The organism is Candidatus Accumulibacter cognatus, from assembly GCF_000584975.1.
In the GTDB taxonomy this organism is placed as follows: domain Bacteria; phylum Pseudomonadota; class Gammaproteobacteria; order Burkholderiales; family Rhodocyclaceae; genus Accumulibacter; species Accumulibacter cognatus.
Genome location: NZ_JDST02000003.1, coordinates 104,069 through 121,391 on the forward strand (window position 1 = coordinate 104,069; position 17,323 = coordinate 121,391).

At 58.3% G+C, this 17,323-nt stretch carries 17 protein-coding genes and 1 pseudogene; 15 read left to right on the forward strand and 3 right to left on the reverse strand.

Annotated features, from left to right (window positions below; all coding sequences use genetic code 11):
• Positions 1 to 183 precede the first annotated feature (183 nt).
• The 4 genes and pseudogenes from AW06_RS00730 (at position 184) to AW06_RS00745 (ending at position 3,709) form a co-directional block, all read left to right on the forward strand.
• Complete coding sequence (locus AW06_RS00730) at positions 184 to 1,275, forward strand: adenylate/guanylate cyclase domain-containing protein (protein WP_034943984.1); 1,092 nt, start codon at positions 184 to 186, stop codon at positions 1,273 to 1,275.
• Between the two features lie 536 nt (positions 1,276 to 1,811).
• Positions 1,812 to 2,155, forward strand: a pseudogene (locus AW06_RS19595) (type II toxin-antitoxin system PemK/MazF family toxin).
• A 6-nt stretch (positions 2,156 to 2,161) separates the two neighbouring features.
• The gene (locus AW06_RS00740; RefSeq protein ID WP_034943990.1) at positions 2,162 to 2,923 is read left to right on the forward strand and encodes a methyltransferase domain-containing protein; all 762 of its coding nucleotides are present in this window, start codon (positions 2,162 to 2,164) and stop codon (positions 2,921 to 2,923) included.
• Between the two features lie 6 nt (positions 2,924 to 2,929).
• Positions 2,930 to 3,709: a TSUP family transporter gene (locus AW06_RS00745; protein WP_034943993.1), complete on the forward strand. Its 780-nt coding sequence runs from the start codon at positions 2,930 to 2,932 to the stop codon at positions 3,707 to 3,709.
• Here AW06_RS00745 and AW06_RS00750 read toward each other — a convergent pair whose 3' ends face one another.
• From AW06_RS00750 to ahpC, 3 genes are all read right to left on the reverse strand, one after another.
• Positions 3,710 to 5,434, reverse strand: coding sequence for a response regulator (locus AW06_RS00750; protein WP_034943995.1), 1,725 nt, complete (start codon positions 5,432 to 5,434; stop codon positions 3,710 to 3,712).
• A 97-nt stretch (positions 5,435 to 5,531) separates the two neighbouring features.
• Positions 5,532 to 7,091: an alkyl hydroperoxide reductase subunit F gene (gene ahpF / locus AW06_RS00755; RefSeq protein WP_034943997.1), complete on the reverse strand. Its 1,560-nt coding sequence runs from the start codon at positions 7,089 to 7,091 to the stop codon at positions 5,532 to 5,534.
• A 117-nt stretch (positions 7,092 to 7,208) separates the two neighbouring features.
• The gene (gene ahpC, locus AW06_RS00760; protein WP_034943999.1) at positions 7,209 to 7,772 is read right to left on the reverse strand and encodes an alkyl hydroperoxide reductase subunit C; all 564 of its coding nucleotides are present in this window, start codon (positions 7,770 to 7,772) and stop codon (positions 7,209 to 7,211) included.
• Positions 7,773 to 7,964: 192 nt separating this feature from the next.
• Here ahpC and mnmG point away from each other — a divergent pair, with 192 nt between their 5' ends.
• The 11 genes from mnmG to atpG all read left to right on the forward strand — a co-directional run bounded on the left by mnmG (position 7,965) and on the right by atpG (position 17,301).
• A complete protein-coding gene (gene mnmG, locus AW06_RS00765) occupies positions 7,965 to 9,887 on the forward strand; it encodes a tRNA uridine-5-carboxymethylaminomethyl(34) synthesis enzyme MnmG (RefSeq protein ID WP_034944001.1) in 1,923 nt (640 codons plus the stop codon).
• Entirely contained in the window at positions 9,884 to 10,519 is a 636-nt protein-coding gene (rsmG, locus tag AW06_RS00770; RefSeq protein WP_034944003.1) for a 16S rRNA (guanine(527)-N(7))-methyltransferase RsmG, read from the forward strand. Before mnmG ends, rsmG begins: the two co-directional genes overlap by 4 nt.
• Positions 10,520 to 10,532: 13 nt before the next feature.
• A complete protein-coding gene (locus AW06_RS00775) occupies positions 10,533 to 11,345 on the forward strand; it encodes an AAA family ATPase (protein WP_034944006.1) in 813 nt (270 codons plus the stop codon).
• Positions 11,342 to 12,184, forward strand: coding sequence for a ParB/RepB/Spo0J family partition protein (locus tag AW06_RS00780; RefSeq protein WP_034944008.1), 843 nt, complete (start codon positions 11,342 to 11,344; stop codon positions 12,182 to 12,184). Before AW06_RS00775 ends, AW06_RS00780 begins: the two co-directional genes overlap by 4 nt.
• A gap of 145 nt (positions 12,185 to 12,329) precedes the next feature.
• A complete protein-coding gene (locus tag AW06_RS00785; RefSeq protein WP_171047297.1) occupies positions 12,330 to 12,686 on the forward strand; it encodes an ATP synthase subunit I in 357 nt (118 codons plus the stop codon).
• 17 nt (positions 12,687 to 12,703) lie between these two features.
• Positions 12,704 to 13,474, forward strand: a complete 771-nt coding sequence (atpB, locus tag AW06_RS00790) for a F0F1 ATP synthase subunit A (RefSeq protein WP_034944012.1) — start codon at positions 12,704 to 12,706, stop codon at positions 13,472 to 13,474.
• Positions 13,475 to 13,565: 91 nt separating this feature from the next.
• Positions 13,566 to 13,823 (forward strand): F0F1 ATP synthase subunit C, encoded by a 258-nt coding sequence (atpE, locus tag AW06_RS00795; protein WP_138677986.1) that lies wholly within the window; start codon positions 13,566 to 13,568, stop codon positions 13,821 to 13,823.
• Between the two features lie 35 nt (positions 13,824 to 13,858).
• A complete protein-coding gene (locus AW06_RS00800) occupies positions 13,859 to 14,329 on the forward strand; it encodes a F0F1 ATP synthase subunit B (protein WP_034944014.1) in 471 nt (156 codons plus the stop codon).
• A gap of 4 nt (positions 14,330 to 14,333) precedes the next feature.
• Entirely contained in the window at positions 14,334 to 14,870 is a 537-nt protein-coding gene (locus tag AW06_RS00805; protein WP_034944016.1) for a F0F1 ATP synthase subunit delta, read from the forward strand.
• A gap of 10 nt (positions 14,871 to 14,880) precedes the next feature.
• Positions 14,881 to 16,419, forward strand: coding sequence for a F0F1 ATP synthase subunit alpha (gene atpA / locus AW06_RS00810; RefSeq protein ID WP_034944018.1), 1,539 nt, complete (start codon positions 14,881 to 14,883; stop codon positions 16,417 to 16,419).
• Positions 16,420 to 16,437: 18 nt separating this feature from the next.
• Positions 16,438 to 17,301 (forward strand): F0F1 ATP synthase subunit gamma, encoded by an 864-nt coding sequence (gene atpG / locus AW06_RS00815; protein WP_034921239.1) that lies wholly within the window; start codon positions 16,438 to 16,440, stop codon positions 17,299 to 17,301.
• The last annotated feature ends 22 nt before the right edge of the window (positions 17,302 to 17,323 follow it).

Here is a 17,323-nt window from a genome sequence, read left to right on the forward strand (position 1 = left end):
CAACCGGACATGTCCTGCCACATCAATATTCATTGTCGCAACATCGATTTGTATGTCATAATACCTCATGTTGGCCGTGGATAAAACATGAGTTGGCCTTGGATAAAACATGATGTGCCTGCGCAAGCATGACCCTCTGCAAAAGAACGATGCGTGGTTGACGCATCGTATCCTCCTCAGGATATGAGACTTAGTTCGGTACAGCGTGTGCTGCAATGTCTGCACGGCATCATTGCGAGAGATACCGGAAGGACGCTCAGCGGCCCAGCCCAAGCAGAGGTCGAGACCTTGCTCAATGAACTCGACACGCGCTCTCCTCCTGCGCATCTCGGGCGGGAGTTTCTGAGCCGCGAGGTCACCATTCTGTTCGCCGACCTGCGCGGGTTTACGGCAATGGTCGCCAATCAACCGGCGGGTAATGTCATCAAGATTCTCAATCCCTGCCTCGTCAGGATGAGCGAGATCATTTTCAAGTATCAGGGAACCATAGACAAATTCATGGGGGATTCGATCATGGCGCTGTTCGGCGCGCCAGTGCGGCGTACTGACGATGTTCAGCGAGCACTCACTTGCGCTGTCGAAATGCAGATCACGATGGATGCCCTCAACCAGGCGCACCGGGATCAGGGATGGCCGGAACTGTACATGGGCATCGGCATCAACACCGGCGAGGTGCTTGTGGGCACGCTGGGATCAGACCTCTATCATGAGTACACCGTCATTGGCAATGAAGTCAATCTGGCGTCGCGCATCGAGGCTCTCAGTTTGCGCGGTCAGGTCCTGATCAGTCAGAGCACCTATGAGCGTTGCCAGGACTTCGTCGACACCAGAGGTCCGATCGACATTTATCTCAAGGGGAAGCCGGTACCCGTGAGCCTGCGCGAATTGATTGGCATTCCTTCGCTGGGTTTCAATGTTCCGCGCAAGGAGAAACGTCGTTCTCACCGCATCCGGGTCAAACTGCCGTTTGGTTACCAGATCATCGAAAACGGTATCGTCTTTCCCGAAATTCGCCCAGGCACGATTCTCGATCTTGGCTACCACGGCGCTCTGCTTGAACTGGAATGCCAACTGCCGATTTATTGCGAAATCAAACTCAGCCTTGACTTGCCGATAGTGGCCTATCAAGCGCGCGACGTTTACGCCAAGATTCTGAATCGCAAGCCTGCGAACGGAATTGTGCGCATGGGTTCCGAGTTCACCTCACTCCCTCCGGAGGCGAACATGAAGATTCAGCTTTTTGTCCAACTTCTGGTTTTCGCAGACAGGTCTTGAGTGTTGCGTGGCTCTGGCAGCTGGCGTGCGTGAAGCATGTAACATTTGCCAGTCCGCACACGCTCCATTGCCGGTGTTGCAGACGCCGACCTGGTCGAGCGCGCTATCCTTGCGGTTCTTCGAACAAATGGGACTATTGAGCCTGACGCCTCGGTAGAAATTGGCTTCATCGAACCGCCGGATACGTGACCCGTTCGTCAGGTGGTGTGGGAGCGGGAGGCCGCCAGGCTTTCTCCTATCCCGATTGGCCCTCGCGGAGTCGGCGGTTGACGAAAGCATGACCGCGGTTATACTTGGCACATGAAGACCGCCGTTTCAATCCCCGATCCAGTGTTCCAATCAGCCGAGAAGCTCGCAGTCCGGCTAGGAGTCTCACGTAGTCAATTTTATGCGCGAGCACTGGTCTCGCTCCTTGAGCAACACAGCGAAGATGACATCACTTCCAAGCTCAACAAAGTGTACGGCCAGGACGGGGAAGAGTCGTCACTAGATAACGAACTAGTCGTAATTCAATCACGGTCCATTTCCCGTGAGAAGTGGTAATACAACGCGGGGAGGTTTGGTGGGCCTCTCTGCCCGAGCCATCGGGTTCGGAGTCTGTGTACTGCAGGCCGTGCCTGATCATCTCTGCCAATAGTTTCAACATCAGCCGGATTAGCACTGTAATCGCCGCTATCATCACCTCCATCTACGGCTGGCAGAAGCCTCAGGCAAGGTGCGCTTGCCGGCGTGCGGCACAGGGATCGCCAAACCGTCAGTGGTGAACGTCTCTCCCATCATCACCGTCGACAAGGCATTTCTCACAGAGAGGATTGGACGCGTACCGCCGAGCCTGTTGGCTTCTGTTGATGACGGGCTCCGACGCGCCCTTTCCTTGTAAATCAAGATGAATTGGAACCCCGAGCAATACCTGAAATTCGCTGCCGCCCGGCAAAGACCGGCTCGGGATCTCTTGGCCCGGCTTGACGGCAAGTCGGCAAGCCGCATCGTCGATCTCGGCTGTGGGGCCGGCAACATCACGCAGCTATTGGCCGAACGCTGGCCGAGCGCACAGATCATCGGTGTCGACAGTGATTCGGCGATGCTGGCTAAAGCCGCTGCGACGGCGCCAATGATCGACTGGCGGCGAGCGGAAATTTCCAGCTGGCAGGCCGACTTCCCTCCTGACCTGATTTTCTCGAATGCGGTACTGCACTGGCTAGACGATCACCTGCAGCTGCTGCCACAGTTGCTCGGCCAACTCGTTAAGGGTGGCATGCTTGCGGTGCAGATGCCGGCCAATTTCAATGCTCCCTCACATCGAATTCTGCGCGAACTGGCTGCCAAGACCGAGTGGCGCGAGGTGCTTGGCGGCGTCCGCATGGGTTGCGTCTTGTCGGCTGCCGAATACCAGCAGCTATTGACACCGCATTGTCGTCACCTGGAACTCTGGGAGACTACCTATTGGCAGTTGCTCAGCGGTGACGATGCGGTTTTCGAGTGGATGAAAGGTAGCACGCTGGTGCCTTATCTGGCACGCCTCGACTCGGCGGCAGCCGAGCGCTTTCTGGCTATCTATCGAGAACGGCTGCGCACCACCTATCTGCGGCAGCCTGATGGACACGTGCTGTTTCCGTTCAAACGCCTCTTCTTCGTCGCGCAGAGCTGAGCCGCGATGGCGGCCCCTGACTACTCGCTGCTGGCCGGCCTGGCAGTGGCCGCTCTGTTCGCTGGCCTGCTCGATGCCGTGGTTGGTGGTGGTGGGCTGATCCAGATCCCGGCGTTGTTCAACGCGTTGCCGCAGGAAATGCCGGCGACTCTCTTCGGGACCAACAAGTTTTCGAGTGTATTCGGCACCAGCAATGCAGCCTGGCGCTACGCACGCCGTGTCGAGATGCCCTGGCGAACGACATTGCCGGCCGCTCTGGCGGCGTTTGCCTGCTCCTATGCCGGCGCCATGGCCGTCACCTGGCTGCATCCGGCGATGTTGCGTCCGCTGATCCTGGGGTTGCTTGTCGGAGCGGCCGCTTACACTTTTTTTCGGCGCGATTTTGGGGCGATTCATCAGCCTCGGCACAAAGGTGGGCAAGAGTTCGCCTATGCCCTGATTCTGGGCGGTGCGATCGGTTTCTACGATGGTTTTTTTGGACCCGGGACCGGCAGTTTCCTGATTTTTCTATTTGTCCGTCTTTTTGGATTTGATTTCTTGCACGCCTCGGCAGCGTCGAAAGTCGTCAATGTTGCCACCAATATCGCCGCGCTGGGCTTTTTCATTCCGCACGGCCACTTTCTACCTTTGCTGGCGTTGATTATGGCGAGCTGCAACGTGCTCGGTTCGTTCCTCGGCACGCATCTTGCGATACGCCATGGCAGCGGTTTCATCAGGAAGGGGTTCTTGTGCGTGGTGAGCGTCCTGATTATCAAATTCGCGATCGACACCATTCGATTGGAATGACTATGGGAAGCTACCCTTGCCGCGCAACGTTCTCGAAGCGTTGAACGGAACCGTGGCGACGCCGTATTTGCGTGCGACGCGCTGGTACAGCTCGCGCGCCGAAACCACCTTCGGGTTGCGCATTTCCCTGGCCTGTGCCAGTTGCAGGAAACGAATGCCTCGCCTGGCGAGCACAGGATCCCAGCCTTTCCGTTCCAGCAGGGTGAAAATCGCCTTCGTGGCATTGACCAGAAACTGCAGATTGGGTACCCGTTCCGCGGCCTCCATCAACAACTTCACCGAGCCTTCGACATCGCCGCGGCGGGCGGCCAGAACGCCGCGGTTATTGAGTTCGACGATTTCTCGACCGACCTGTGCGAGCAGCGCCTGACCATCTGCGGCCTTGCCGGTTTTGGCGTAGATGCTCTGGACCTGGGCGATCATGATGCGGTTTTCATGGTTTTCGGCGGCGATCCTGCGGACGATCTCGCGTGCGTTTTTCTCGTCGCCAGTGACGAGACAGGCGTGTGCCAGGTCGAGTGCTAGTTTCTCCGAAACCGCTGCACTACGGCCTTCGTCTTTCAAGGCTTCATGCAGGATGAGCGCCTTTTCCACTGCCCGCTTGGCCTTGGCGGGTTCGCCCTCCTTGTTTGCACACAGGCTTTCCATGACCAGCGCAGCAAATTCGCCTTGCTGGTTGCCCCGCCAGTCACGGCGGAGTTCTTCGGTGACCAAGCGGGCAGCAGTGGTATGACCACGGTCGAGCATCACCCGTGAAAGATTGGTGTAGTCGTCAATGTCCCTCAGTGACGAGTTGCGGCGACGCTGGAGCACCTTGCCGTAGGCTCTTTCGGCGGCCTGGAGATCCTGGTTACGTGCCGCCACGTCGCCAACCATGCGTTGTCGTGCCGAGTTGTTGGGTGAAATCATCGCTGCTCGCTGCAACACTTCCTGGGCTTCCGGAAGCTTGCCCACTTCCTCCTGCACTTCGGCGAGAAAATCGTAGGCCGCAATAAATTCGGGGAAGTCGTCGATGAGTGATTGCCCGAATGCTTCTGCCTCGGACATTTGTTGTTGTCCTCGCAGCGCCATGGCCAAGCCCATGCGGGCCCAGGGGACGGCCCGCTGTGCCAGCACCTGCTGGTAGACGCGCTGCGCTTCGGCATGGCTGCCCAGCGTATTGAGTATCTCTCCCTTGAACCGCAGGGCGTCAAACCGAAAGCCGCTGTCCTGTCTGATCAGACGTTCACAGGTTCCCAGCGCTTCAACGTAAGCACCGTTGTCGAGGTGCTCGTAGAGTTGCGCAAAGAAGCGCTTCCTGTGGAGCGCGCGCGCCAGACGTACGTTCAGTTCGTGGGCGGTAAAGGGCTTGACCAGGTAGTCATCCGGCGCCAGTTCGGCCACCGAGACGACGTTGTGATAGGCGCGTTCACTGGTGATCACGATGAATACGGTAGACCGTGGCAGGAGCTGTTGTGCGCGCAACTCTTCGAGCAGTTGCTGGCTGTCGCGCTCGTCCTCGAGCAGGTAGTCGGAGAGGATGATGTCGAAACGGTGCGCCCTGAGTTGCCGGAAGACGTCGGCCGAGGTGCCGGCATTGTCTATGAGGCCAACACCCATCGCCGAAAGCATCATGCGCAGCGAAGTGCGGGCGTTCGGATAGCGATCAATCAGCAGTGCCCGCTTGCTCGACATTTCCTTGCCGAGGGTTTGCTGCAGGTCCGCAGTCGTCTCGGGGATCTTCATGGCTTGAACCTTACCTGAGCGTGGTCTGGTGATCAAGCCGTCAGAAGGGTCCCTTCTGGCCATCAGCACCCGCAGGTGCTGATGGCAGAACCTTCCTTCAGGAAAGCGAGCGGCGAATCAGGTGGTCGAAGGCGCTGAGTGCGGCTTTCGAGCCTTCGCCCATGGCGATGACGATCTGCTTGTAAGGAACCGTGGTGACGTCACCAGCGGCGAAGACGCCAGGCAGCGAGGTTTCGCAGCGCGCATCGACCTCGATCTCGCCGTGCCGAGAGAGGGCGATGGTGTCCCTGAGCCACTCGCTGTTGGGGAGCAGGCCGATCTGTACAAACACCCCTTCGATGTCGAGGCGCTGCGACTCACCGCTGGCACGATCAGTGTACAAGAGGCCGTTGACCTTCTGGCCATCGCCGGTGATTTCGGTGCTCAAGGCCTGGGTGATCACCTTCACGTTGGGCAGACTGAAAAGCTTTTTCTGCAATATGGCGTCGGCACGCAAGATGGCTTCGAATTCGAGGAGGGTGACCTGGCCGACAACACCGGCGAGGTCGATCGCCGCTTCGACGCCGGAGTTGCCGCCACCGATCACGGCCACCCGCTTGCCCTTGAACAGCGGTCCGTCGCAGTGCGGACAGTAGGCGACGCCATGGCCGCGATACCGCTTCTCGCCGGGAACATTCATCTCGCGCCAGCGTGCCCCGGTGGCGATGATCACCGTCTTGCTCCTGAGCCTGGCGCCGCTGGCCAGACGGACTTCGGTCAGGCCGCCTTCACTGTCCGGCAGCAGGGCTTCGGCGCGCTGCAGATTGATGATGTCCACATCGTACTCCTTGACGTGTTCCTCGAGCCCGGCGGCGAGTCGCGGACCATCAGTCTCCTTTACCGAGATGAAGTTCTCGATCGCCAGGGTATCGAGCACCTGTCCACCGAAACGCTCGCTGACCACGCCGGTACGAATGCCTTTGCGGGCTGCGTAGATCGCTGCAGCGGCGCCGGCCGGGCCGCCGCCGACGATCAGCACGTCGAAGGGTGCGCGCGCCGAGACCTTTTCCGCCTCGCGCTGCAAGGCGCCGGTATCGATTTTGCCGATGATTTCCTCGAGCGTCATGCGACCCTGCCCGAAAGGTTCGCCATTCAGGAAAACCGTTGGCACGCCCATGATCTGGCGTTCAGTCACTTCGTCCTGAAACAGCCCACCGTCGATCATCTGGTGACTGATGCCCGGGTTCTGCACCGCCATCAGGTTGAGCGCCTGCACGACATCCGGGCAGTTGTGGCACGACAGCGAAATGAAGGTTTCAAAATGGAACTGCCCGGGAATGGAGCGAATCTCCGCGATTACGCTGGCTTCGATTTTTGGCGGGTGGCCGCCGGTTTGCAGCAGGGCCAGAATCAACGAAGTGAATTCATGTCCCACCGGGATGCCGGCAAAGCTGATCCGCGCGGGTTCGCCGGGCCGACCGACCGAGAAGGAGGGCCTGCGCGCTGAATTGCCATCTTGCCGGACGCTGACCTTGTCTGAAAGGGAGGCGATGTCCTGCAGCAGGGCCAGCATCTCTTGTGCCTTGTTGCTGCCATCGAGCGTGCCGACCAGTTCGATCGGATGCTGGATTTTTTCAAGATATGCCCGCAGTTGAGTCTGGATGTTTGCGTCTAACATGCGTCTTGTCCCTGGTGAGTGGCATTGCAAAGGGGCCGCCAAGCAGCGGCCCCTTTGCACTGAGACCCCGAATCACGGCAGGGAAAGCAGCCCCCTGCCGCGTGGCTCACACGGTTCTTAAATCTTGCCGACTAGGTCCAGCGACGGGGCCAACGTGGCGTCACCCGGCGTCCACTTGGCCGGGCAGACTTCACCCGGGTGGCTGGCGACGTACTGGGCGGCCTGAACTTTGCGCAACAGTTCCTTGGCGTCACGACCAATGCCGAGGTCGTGGATCTCGCAGACCTTGATGATGCCTTCGGGATTGATCACGAAGGTGCCGCGCAGCGCCAGGCCTTCTTCTTCGATCATCACGTCGAAATTGCGGGTGATGGTGCCGGTCGGGTCGCCGAGCATCGGATACCGGATCTTCTTGATGGTCTCGGAAGCGTCGTGCCAGGCCTTGTGTGTAAAATGCGTGTCGGTAGATACCGCGTATACTTCGACGCCGATCTTCTGGAATGACTCGTACTCGTCAGCCAGATCACCCAGTTCGGTCGGACAGACGAAGGTGAAGTCAGCCGGGTAGAAGACCACGACAGACCATTTGCCCTTCAGGTCGGCGTCGGATACAGGACCAAACTTGCCGTTGTGAAAAGCAGTGGTTTTGAACGGTTTGATTTCAGTGTTGATCAGTGACATCTTGAGCTCTCCTTCGAGTTCGGTGAATGAAAACAAGCGACGGCTGGATCATAGTGGAGTCGCTAGAATTGTTCCAATTAATTCTGGTAATTCAAGCCATAGTCCAAGGCTATTTGGCCGGCCTTTCAACAAATTGCCGTAAAATGCCGATCTTTTCCAGAGTCTTCCGCATGCTACAAATGGCGACGGCCCATGTTATTTCCTGAGCGTTTCGAGGTCATTGTTGTAGGGGGTGGCCATGCCGGCACGGAAGCGTCGCTCGCTGCCGCGCGGATGGGCATCAGGACCTTGCTGCTGACGCACAACCTGGAGACACTCGGCGCGATGAGCTGCAACCCGTCGATCGGTGGCATCGGCAAGGGGCATCTGGTCAAGGAGATTGATGCTCTGGGCGGGGCGATGGCCGAGGCTACCGACGAGTCCGGCATCCAGTTCCGGATTCTCAATGCGAGCAAGGGTCCGGCGGTGCGCGCGACGCGTGCGCAGGCAGATCGCGTGCTGTACCGGCAGGCGATCCGCCGTCGCCTCGAAAACCAGCCAAATCTGGTGATCTTTGCGCAGGCATGTGATGACCTGATCCTCGAAGGCGACCATGTTGCAGGTGTCGTGACCCAGTTGGGAGTGCGCTTCTCCGCGCGAACCGTAGTCCTTACGGCTGGCACCTTCCTGAACGGCCGGATTCACGTGGGTTTGTCCAATCATAGCGGTGGCCGTATGGGTGATCCACCGTCGGTTTCGCTGGCCGCCCGCCTGCGCGAATTACAATTGCCGGCCGGCAGGCTCAAGACCGGCACACCGCCACGGCTGGATGGCAAGACCATCGATTTCTCGACCTTGACTGAGCAATGTTCGGACCATCCCTTGCCAGTTTTCTCGTTTCTTGGCGACGCTGCCCAGCATCCACGACAGTTGCCGTGCTGGGTGACCAGCACCAACGCTCGGACGCATGCGATCATCCGGGAGAACCTCGACCGATCTCCGATGTACACCGGTGTGATCGAAGGTATAGGTCCGCGCTATTGCCCGTCGATCGAAGACAAGATTCATCGTTTTTCGGCTAAGGAAAGCCATCAGGTCTTTCTTGAGCCGGAAGGCTTGACAACCCACGAGATTTACCCGAATGGGATTTCGACCAGTCTGCCTTTTGATGTCCAGTTGGCCATCGTCCGCTCGATGCGCGGTCTCGGGAACTGCCACATCCTGCGCCCCGGCTACGCCATCGAATATGATTACTTTGATCCGCGCGGCCTGCGCAGCTCACTGGAAACGAAGGCTTTGCGTGGTCTTTTCTTCGCCGGTCAGATCAACGGTACCACCGGTTACGAGGAAGCTGCGGCGCAAGGCCTGCTGGCCGGTATCAACGCCGCCCTGCAGGTGCAGGAAAAGGAGCCCTGGACACCTCGTCGGGACGAGGCCTACCTGGGCGTTCTGGCCGACGATCTGATCACTCGTGGCGTCTCAGAGCCTTACCGGATGTTTACCAGTCGCGCGGAGTACCGCTTGTCACTGCGTGAGGACAATGCCGACCTGCGTCTGACCGAACAAGGCCATCGTTTGGGGCTGGTGGGCGAGCAGCGTTGGGCAGTATTTTGCGAGAAGAGGGAGGCGATCGTACGCGAGCAGGAGCGCCTGAAGTCGACCTGGGTACAGCCGGCAAAGCTTGCAGATGAAGACACGAGCAGGATCTTCGGCAAGCCTCTGGAGCACGAATACAACCTGCATGATCTGCTGCGCCGCCCGGACGTGAGTTACTCTGCTTTGATGACGTTGTGCTTGGGCGATGTTTCGGTGGACACGGGTCTGCGCGATCCACAGGTCATCGAACAGGTCGAGAACCAAGCCAAGTATCAGGGCTACATCGAACGTCAACGGGATGATGTGAACAAGCATCTGGCCAACGAGGAAACGTTCTTTCCCGACGATTTCGACTTTTGCAGCATTACGGGCTTGTCCAGGGAGGTTCAGCAAAAGCTCGTTCTGCATCGTCCACAGACTCTGGGGCAGGCTTCCCGCATTCAGGGAGTGACCCCGGCGGCCGTCTCGATCCTGCTGGTGCATTTGAAGCGTGCACAACTGAATGCGCAGCGCCAGCGAATCGCCGGTTGTGGTTCATGACGCCGGCCACGGAACTCGCGCAGGGACTGCATGTCCTGGGGATCGATCTTTCGCACGCCGCACAGAATAAGCTGCTCGCTTACGTGACCCTGCTCGACAAGTGGAATAAGACCTATCGTCTGACCGGCCTGAAAGATCCGTCGCTGGCGGTTAGCCATCACTTGCTCGATTCGCTGGCGATCCTGCCCTTTATCGAGGGGAAGACACTACTCGACGTGGGCAGCGGTGGCGGCATGCCCGGTATCCCGCTGGCCATCGCCCGCCCGGAACTGGGGGTGGTCCTGCTGGACAGCAATGCGAAAAAGACGGCCTTTCTGCAACAGGTGGCGATTGAGCTTGGGTTGGTGAATATTGCCGTACACTGTGGCCGTGTTGAAGCGTACAGGCCCGTGGCCAGTTTCTCAGCGATCAGCGCACGCGCATTTTCCGATCTCGGCGAGTTCGTGAGACTGTCGCGTCACCTGTTGCAAACGGGGGGTCATTGGCTGGCCATGAAAGGCCTTCGGCCGCAGGACGAAATGGCAAATCTGTCGGTTGATGTGGTCGTGGACGCAGTGCATCGCTTGAAGGTGCCGGGCATCACCGGTGAACGGCACCTGGTAATCATGAGCAGCAGTCAGGCGCAGCATTGAGGAGGGAGTCGATTTGGCAAGAATACTCGCGGTAACCAACCAAAAAGGCGGCGTTGGCAAGACGACGACGGCCGTCAACCTCACGGCCTGTCTCGCCGAAATCGGCCAGCGCGTGTTGCTGATCGATCTTGATCCGCAGGCCAACGCCACGACCGGTTGCGGTGTCGTCAGGAGCGACGCTCTGTCGACGGTCTATCAGATTCTGATCGGTCGCTCGACGATGCGTGGCACCAGCCTGCGTACTGAATTCGGCTTCGACCTGATGCCCGCGAATCGCGAACTTGCGGGTGCCGAGATCGATCTGATCAATCTCGGAAAGCGCGAGTATCGGCTGCGCGACGCACTTGCCGACATCCGTGGCGACTATGACTTCATCGTGATGGATTGTCCGCCCGCACTGAACCTGCTGACCGTCAACGGACTGGTCGCTGCCGATACCGTGATGATCCCGATGCAATGTGAGTACTACGCGTTGGAAGGCCTGACGGACTTGGTGGCGACATTGAAGAAGGTGCGAGCCAAATTGAATCCGGTGCTCGAGATCGAGGGGCTGTTGCGGACCATGTACGACCCGCGTTCGACGCTGACCCAACAGGTTTCCCGCGAACTTGAACGTCATTTCGGTTCGAAGGTTTATCGGACGATCGTTCCGCGTAATGTACGCTTGGCCGAGGCTCCGTCCTATGGCAAGCCAGTGATTGCATTCGACCGTGGCTCGAAGGGCGCACAAGCATATCTCTTGCTGGCGCAGGAGGTTCTCGATCGGTACGCCGGCAGCGCCGGCAGGGTGACCGCGGCGCTTGCCGGGGCTGGAGTGGAGCCATGAAACTGAAAGGACTGGGGCGTGGCCTTGATGCCCTGCTTGCTGATAATGACGCTCAGAGCAGGGAACAGCAAAGGACATTGCCGGTCGGCCGACTCCAGCCTGGCAAGTATCAGCCGCGCACGCGTATGGACAGCGCCTCGCTCGAAGAACTGGCCGCCTCGATCAGGGTGCAGGGGTTGATGCAGCCGATTCTCGTACGGCCGGTCAGTGACGACCGTTACGAGATCATTGCTGGCGAAAGGCGCTGGCGAGCGGCACAGATGGCCGGCCTGACCGAGGTGTCTACCTTGATCCGGATCATCCCGGACGAGGCCGCGCTGGCCATGGCGCTGATCGAGAATATCCAGCGCGAGGATCTCAACCCGATTGAAGAAGCGCTTGGTCTGCAACGATTGATCGATGAGTTCTCGATGACCCATCAGCAAGCAGCCGATGCCGTAGGACGATCACGACCGGCAGCGTCGAATCTGCTGCGTCTGCTGCAGTTGGCCGCACCAGCACAGGAACTCCTGATGCGCGGGGAAATCGATATGGGGCATGCGCGTGCGCTCCTCCCGTTGGCGGGTGCGCAGCAGGTTCAGTTAGCGCAGCGGGTGGCACAGAAAGGCTTGTCGGTACGCGAAACCGAGCGCCTGGTTCAGTGTGTCCTCAACCCACCAAAAGAAGTCACCACATCGAGCAGGCCGGATCGCGATGTGCTGCGTCTGCAGGACGAACTGGCTGATCTGCTTGGTGCGCAGGTGGCGATACGAGCCAATAAACGAGGGGCGGGCAAGGTGCTGATCGAGTTCGGCGACCTTGATCAGCTAGAAGGAATTCTGCAGCGCTTACGCCATTGATGCGCTGCATCATGAAAGCCCGTTCAGGACTCGCCGATCCTAGCTGTAGGGCAGATTCTATCGAGGAATTCAAACTTTTTTGCAGTTGCGGTTTGATTCCTTATTGTGAGTCTGGTATCCTGCTCATGTTTTGGAGGGGCTAGCCGTGCATCCGCAGGTCCGCTGGGTCCTGGTTTGCCAGTTGGTGGTCACCCTGGCAGTGGGGTTGGTCGCGGGAGTTGCTCTGGGATTTGATGCGGCTGTTTCTGCAGTACTCGGTGGCGGGATTGCCATGGCCAGTGCTTCTGCTTATGCATGGCGGGCTTTGCGGCTATCGAAACAGGCGGATGCAAGAAGAGTATTTCGGGATCAGGTAGCAGGTGAGGGTTACAAGTTTGCCGTAACCCTTTTGTTGTTTACCGTGGTCTTCAAGAGCTACGCACAACTCGCAGCCTTGCCGCTCTTCCTGGCCTATGTGGCAACAGTGGTCGTTTATTGGATGGCGCTGCTCAGGCAGCAATAGTCGAACAGGGGGAATATATGGCTTCGGGCGAGGCATTGACGACGAGTGGATACATTGTCCACCACCTGACCAACCTGACTGTCGGTCACGGTTTCTGGACTTTTCACCTGGACTCCCTGATCGTGTCCGGTCTCCTCGGCCTGTTCGCCTTCATCGGCATGGCCAAACTTGCTAGCAGGGCAGCCGTCGTCAAGCCGGGCAAGCTGCAAACCTTCGTTGAAATGCTGGTGTCCTTTATCGATCAGCAGGTCAAGGATACCTATCATGGCAAGAGCGCCCTGATTACGCCGATGGCGGTCACCATTTTCGTCTGGGTTTTTCTGATGAATGCGATGGATCTGATCCCGGTCGATTTCATCCCCTTTGTCCTCGGCTTTGCTGGCGTACATTATTTCAAGGTGGTACCGACCACCGACCCGAACCTGACTTTCGGCATGTCCCTGACGGTGTTCGCGATCATGCTGATCATGGGCGTCAAGGTGAAGGGTGTCGGGGGCTTCCTGCATGAGGTGTTCACCGTGCCGTTTGGTGCCAAGCTGGCGCCACTCAATCTTCTCTTCCGGGTCATTGAGGATGTTGCCAAGCCGATTTCGCTTGCGCTGCGCCTGTTCGGCAACATGTACGCCGGCGAGATGGTGTTTATCCTGATTGCCCTGCTGGGTCTGTGGCAGTTGCCCTTGGCGCTGCCCTGGGCGCTGTTCCATATCCTGATCATCACCTTGCAGGCCTTCGTTTTCATGATGCTCACCATCGTGTACATGTCGATGGCCAGCGAGTCCCACGGTTAGTGGGCCAGCTGCCCGGTTGCGAGTTTGATTCACGTTGTCTTTGTTTAACCCATTTAGCATGTTTTACTAGGAGAAAGTAATGGAAGCCGCTCTGTCTATGTTGCTTGGTAACACCGCCATCGCCGTCGCCATCCTGATCGGTGCGGGTGCTCTCGGTACCGCCATCGGTTTTGGTCTGCTGGGTGGCCGGTTCCTTGAGGGCGCCGCTCGCCAACCGGAAATGATTCCGACTCTCCAGGTAAAGATGTTCATTGTTGCCGGCCTTCTCGACGCGGTCACCATGATCGGTGTCGGTATCGCGCTGTTCATGCTTTTTGCAAATCCCTTCATTGCCGTTGTCAAGGGCTGATCGCTTTTCGGACTAACTCTTAACAGGAGGTTAGCGTGAACATCAACGCAACGTTGATCGGCGAAGCGATCTGGTTTGGCGTCTTCATCTGGATCACCATGAAATACGTCTGGCCTCCGTTGGCCAAGGCCATGGCCGATCGCCAAAAACTGATCGCTGACGGGCTTGCTGCCGGCGAGCGTGGGAAGCATGAGCTGGAGCTGGCGGGCAAACGTTCCGCAGATGCCCTGCGTGACGCCAAGGCAAAGGCTGCCGAAATCATTGCTGCCGCCGAGAAGCGCGGCGCTCAGATGGTTGAAGAGGCGAAGGTGACGGCGAAAATTGAAGCCGACAAGGTGGTCGCATCGGCAAAGGCCGAGATTGCTCAACAGGTCGAGCAGGCAAGAGCGGAACTGCGTGGCCGTGTCGCCGATCTCGCCGTGGCGGGTGCAGAGCGCATCCTGAAGCGCGAAGTCGATGCCAGGGCGCATGCCGAAATGCTGGTCGCGCTCAAGCAGGAACTCTAATACCATGGCCGAACTCGTTACCATCGCGCGCCCCTACGCTGAAGCGGTTTTCCGCATTGCGCTGGAAAACAAGGCGCTGACGGCGTGGTCCGAGCGGTTGTCGCTGCTTTCTGCAATTGCCACGGATGAGCAGATGCGTTCCTGCATCGGCAATCCCGAGTTGTCTGCCACGCAGAAGAGTACGCTCTTCAAGTCGCTGATCGGCAAGGCGCAGGATGGCGGCGAAGCTAATCTGATCGACGTCCTCGCCAACAACGAACGGCTTTCCGCCTTGCCGGAAATCGCGGGTCTCTTCGAGGAGCTGAGGGCTGCGCAGGAAGGCGTCAAGGAAGCCACGATCTACAGCGCCTTTCCCGTTGACGACGCGCAGCTCAAGGCGCTGATCGAGGATCTGGAAGCGCGCTTCAAAACCCGGCTGACTGCCGAAGTGGTCGTCGATCAATCGCTGATCGGCGGCGTCAAGATTGTGGTTGGCGACCAGGTTCTCGATACCTCCGTACGCGGAAAATTGGAGAGCCTGCGGTTGGCGCTCAAGAACTAGGAGAATTTCCATGCAGTTGAATCCTTCCGAAATCAGCGAACTGATCAAGAGCAAGATCGAGAATCTTGCGATCAGCGCCGATCTGCGCACCCAGGGCACCATCGTTTCGGTGACCGATGGTATCTGCCGTATCTACGGCCTGACCGATGTCATGCAGGGAGAGATGCTCGAGTTTCCAGGCAATACTTTCGGCATGGCCTTGAACCTCGACCGCGACTCGGTTGGCGCGGTGGTTCTCGGTGAATACGAGCAAATCAGCGAAGGCGACACCGTCAAGACCACCGGCCGCATTCTCGAGGTTCCAGTCGGTCCGGAGTTGCTCGGTCGCGTGGTGAACTCGCTCGGGCAGCCGATTGACGGCAAAGGTCCGGTCAACAACAAGCTGACCGACAAGATCGAAAAGGTCGCACCCGGTGTCATCTGGCGCAAATCGGTTTCGCAACCGGTACAGACCGGACTTAAATCGATCGACGCAATGGTGCCAATCGGTCGTGGCCAGCGTGAATTGATCATTGGTGACCGGCAGACCGGCAAGACTGCAGTGGCCGTCGATACGATCATCAACCAGAAAGGCCAGAACCTGATCTGCATCTACGTTGCGGTTGGTCAAAAGGCTTCGACCGTCGCCAACGTGGTACGCAAGCTCGAAGAAAACGGCGCGATGGAATATACCATCATCGTTGCTGCAACCGCTTCCGAATCCGCGGCCTTGCAGTACATCGCTCCCTACTCGGGTTGCACCATGGGCGAGTATTTCCGTGACCGTGGTCAGGATGCACTGATCATCTACGATGATCTGACCAAGCAGGCATGGGCCTACCGCCAGGTTTCACTGCTCCTGCGCCGCCCGCCAGGGCGTGAAGCCTACCCTGGCGACGTGTTCTACCTGCACTCTCGCTTGCTGGAACGCGCCGCACGCGTTTCCGAAGAATGGGTCGAGAAGTTTACCAACGGCGAGGTCAAAGGCAAGACGGGCTCACTGACTGCCCTGCCGGTCATCGAGACGCAGGCAGGCGACGTTTCTGCCTTCGTTCCGACCAACGTCATCTCGATCACCGATGGCCAGATCTTCCTTGATACCGACCTGTTCAATGCGGGTGTGCGTCCAGCGATTGATGCCGGTATCTCGGTTTCTCGGGTCGGCGGTGCTGCCCAGACCAAGGTCATCAAGAAGCTGGGCGGGGGGGTCCGTCTGGCGCTTGCCCAGTACCGTGAACTGGCGGCATTTGCCCAGTTTGCCTCGGATCTTGACGAAGCGACCCGCAAACAGCTTGATCGTGGCCGTTTGGTCACCGAACTGATGAAGCAGCCACAGTATTCGCCATTGCCGATCTCCGAGATGGCGATCACCCTGCACGCGGTGAACAAGGGCCTTTTCGACGATGTTGAAGTGAAGAAGGCGCTTGCCACCGAGAAGCAGATGCACGGCTTCGTCAAGCAGAAATACGCCGACCTCGTGGCCAGGATCGAAACCACCAAGGATCTTGACGCTGACACTGAGCAGAAGCTCACCAGGGCGATTGAGGAATTCAAGGCCACGCTGGCCTGATCGATCAAGGAGATAGCCATGCCTAGCGGCAAGGAAATCCGGAACAAGATCAAGAGCGTAGAGAGTACGCGCAAGATCACCAAGGCCATGGAAATGGTGGCCGCATCGAAGATGCGCAAGGCGCAGGACAGGATGCGGGCTGCCCGCCCCTACGGCGAGAAGATTCGCCGGGTGGCCGGTAACCTTTCGCATGCCTTGACGGATTATCGTCATCCTTTTCTGACCGTACGCGAACCCGTAAAAGCTGTTGGATTGATCACGGTGACCTCGGACAAGGGGCTCTGCGGTGGTCTCAATACCAATGTACTGCGACTTGCCCTGGCAAAGATGAAGGAGTGGGACGCTGAAGGCAAGAAGCTTCGGGTGACCGCGATCGGCAACAAGGGCTTGGGCTTCATGCAGCGCGCGGGCGCGAACATCGTCTCGCAACTCACCGGATTGGGGGATACGCCACACCTCGAGAAGCTGATCGGTCCGGTCAAGGTGCAACTGGACGCCTACATGAAGGGTGAAATCGATCTTCTCTACATCGCCTTTACCCGTTTCATCAATACGATGAAGCAAGAGCCGACGCTCTACCAGTTGCTACCGCTTTCGGGGGATCTCGTCGGGAGTGAGGGCAATCGCTGGGATTACCTCTACGAACCTGATGCCAAGACGGTCATTGATGACTTGCTGTTGCGTTATGTGGAGGCGATGATCTATCAGTCGGTAGCCGAGAACATGGCTTCCGAGCAGAGCGCGCGCATGGTCGCCATGAAGTCGGCTTCGGATAACGCGAAAAACGTGATCGGCGAACTCAAGCTGGTTTACAACAAGGCTCGCCAGGCAGCGATCACCAAAGAGCTTTCGGAAATCGTCGGCGGCGCAGCAGCTGTCTGACCACGCGATAGTTGATTTATTG

Excerpts from the sequence above, each read along its gene's own strand:
- AW06_RS00730 (WP_034943984.1), top strand. The coding sequence starts at position 184 with ATGAGACTTAGTTCGGTACAGCGTGTGCTGCAATGTCTGCACGGCATC.
- AW06_RS00740 (WP_034943990.1), top strand. The coding sequence starts at position 2,162 with ATGAATTGGAACCCCGAGCAATACCTGAAATTCGCTGCCGCCCGGCAA.
- AW06_RS00745 (WP_034943993.1), top strand. The coding sequence starts at position 2,930 with ATGGCGGCCCCTGACTACTCGCTGCTGGCCGGCCTGGCAGTGGCCGCT.
- AW06_RS00750 (WP_034943995.1), bottom strand. The coding sequence starts at position 5,434 with ATGAAGATCCCCGAGACGACTGCGGACCTGCAGCAAACCCTCGGCAAG.
- ahpF (WP_034943997.1), bottom strand. The coding sequence starts at position 7,091 with ATGTTAGACGCAAACATCCAGACTCAACTGCGGGCATATCTTGAAAAA.
- ahpC (WP_034943999.1), bottom strand. The coding sequence starts at position 7,772 with ATGTCACTGATCAACACTGAAATCAAACCGTTCAAAACCACTGCTTTT.
- mnmG (WP_034944001.1), top strand. The coding sequence starts at position 7,965 with ATGTTATTTCCTGAGCGTTTCGAGGTCATTGTTGTAGGGGGTGGCCAT.
- rsmG (WP_034944003.1), top strand. The coding sequence starts at position 9,884 with ATGACGCCGGCCACGGAACTCGCGCAGGGACTGCATGTCCTGGGGATC.
- AW06_RS00780 (WP_034944008.1), top strand. The coding sequence starts at position 11,342 with ATGAAACTGAAAGGACTGGGGCGTGGCCTTGATGCCCTGCTTGCTGAT.
- atpB (WP_034944012.1), top strand. The coding sequence starts at position 12,704 with ATGGCTTCGGGCGAGGCATTGACGACGAGTGGATACATTGTCCACCAC.
- AW06_RS00805 (WP_034944016.1), top strand. The coding sequence starts at position 14,334 with ATGGCCGAACTCGTTACCATCGCGCGCCCCTACGCTGAAGCGGTTTTC.
- atpA (WP_034944018.1), top strand. The coding sequence starts at position 14,881 with ATGCAGTTGAATCCTTCCGAAATCAGCGAACTGATCAAGAGCAAGATC.
- atpG (WP_034921239.1), top strand. The coding sequence starts at position 16,438 with ATGCCTAGCGGCAAGGAAATCCGGAACAAGATCAAGAGCGTAGAGAGT.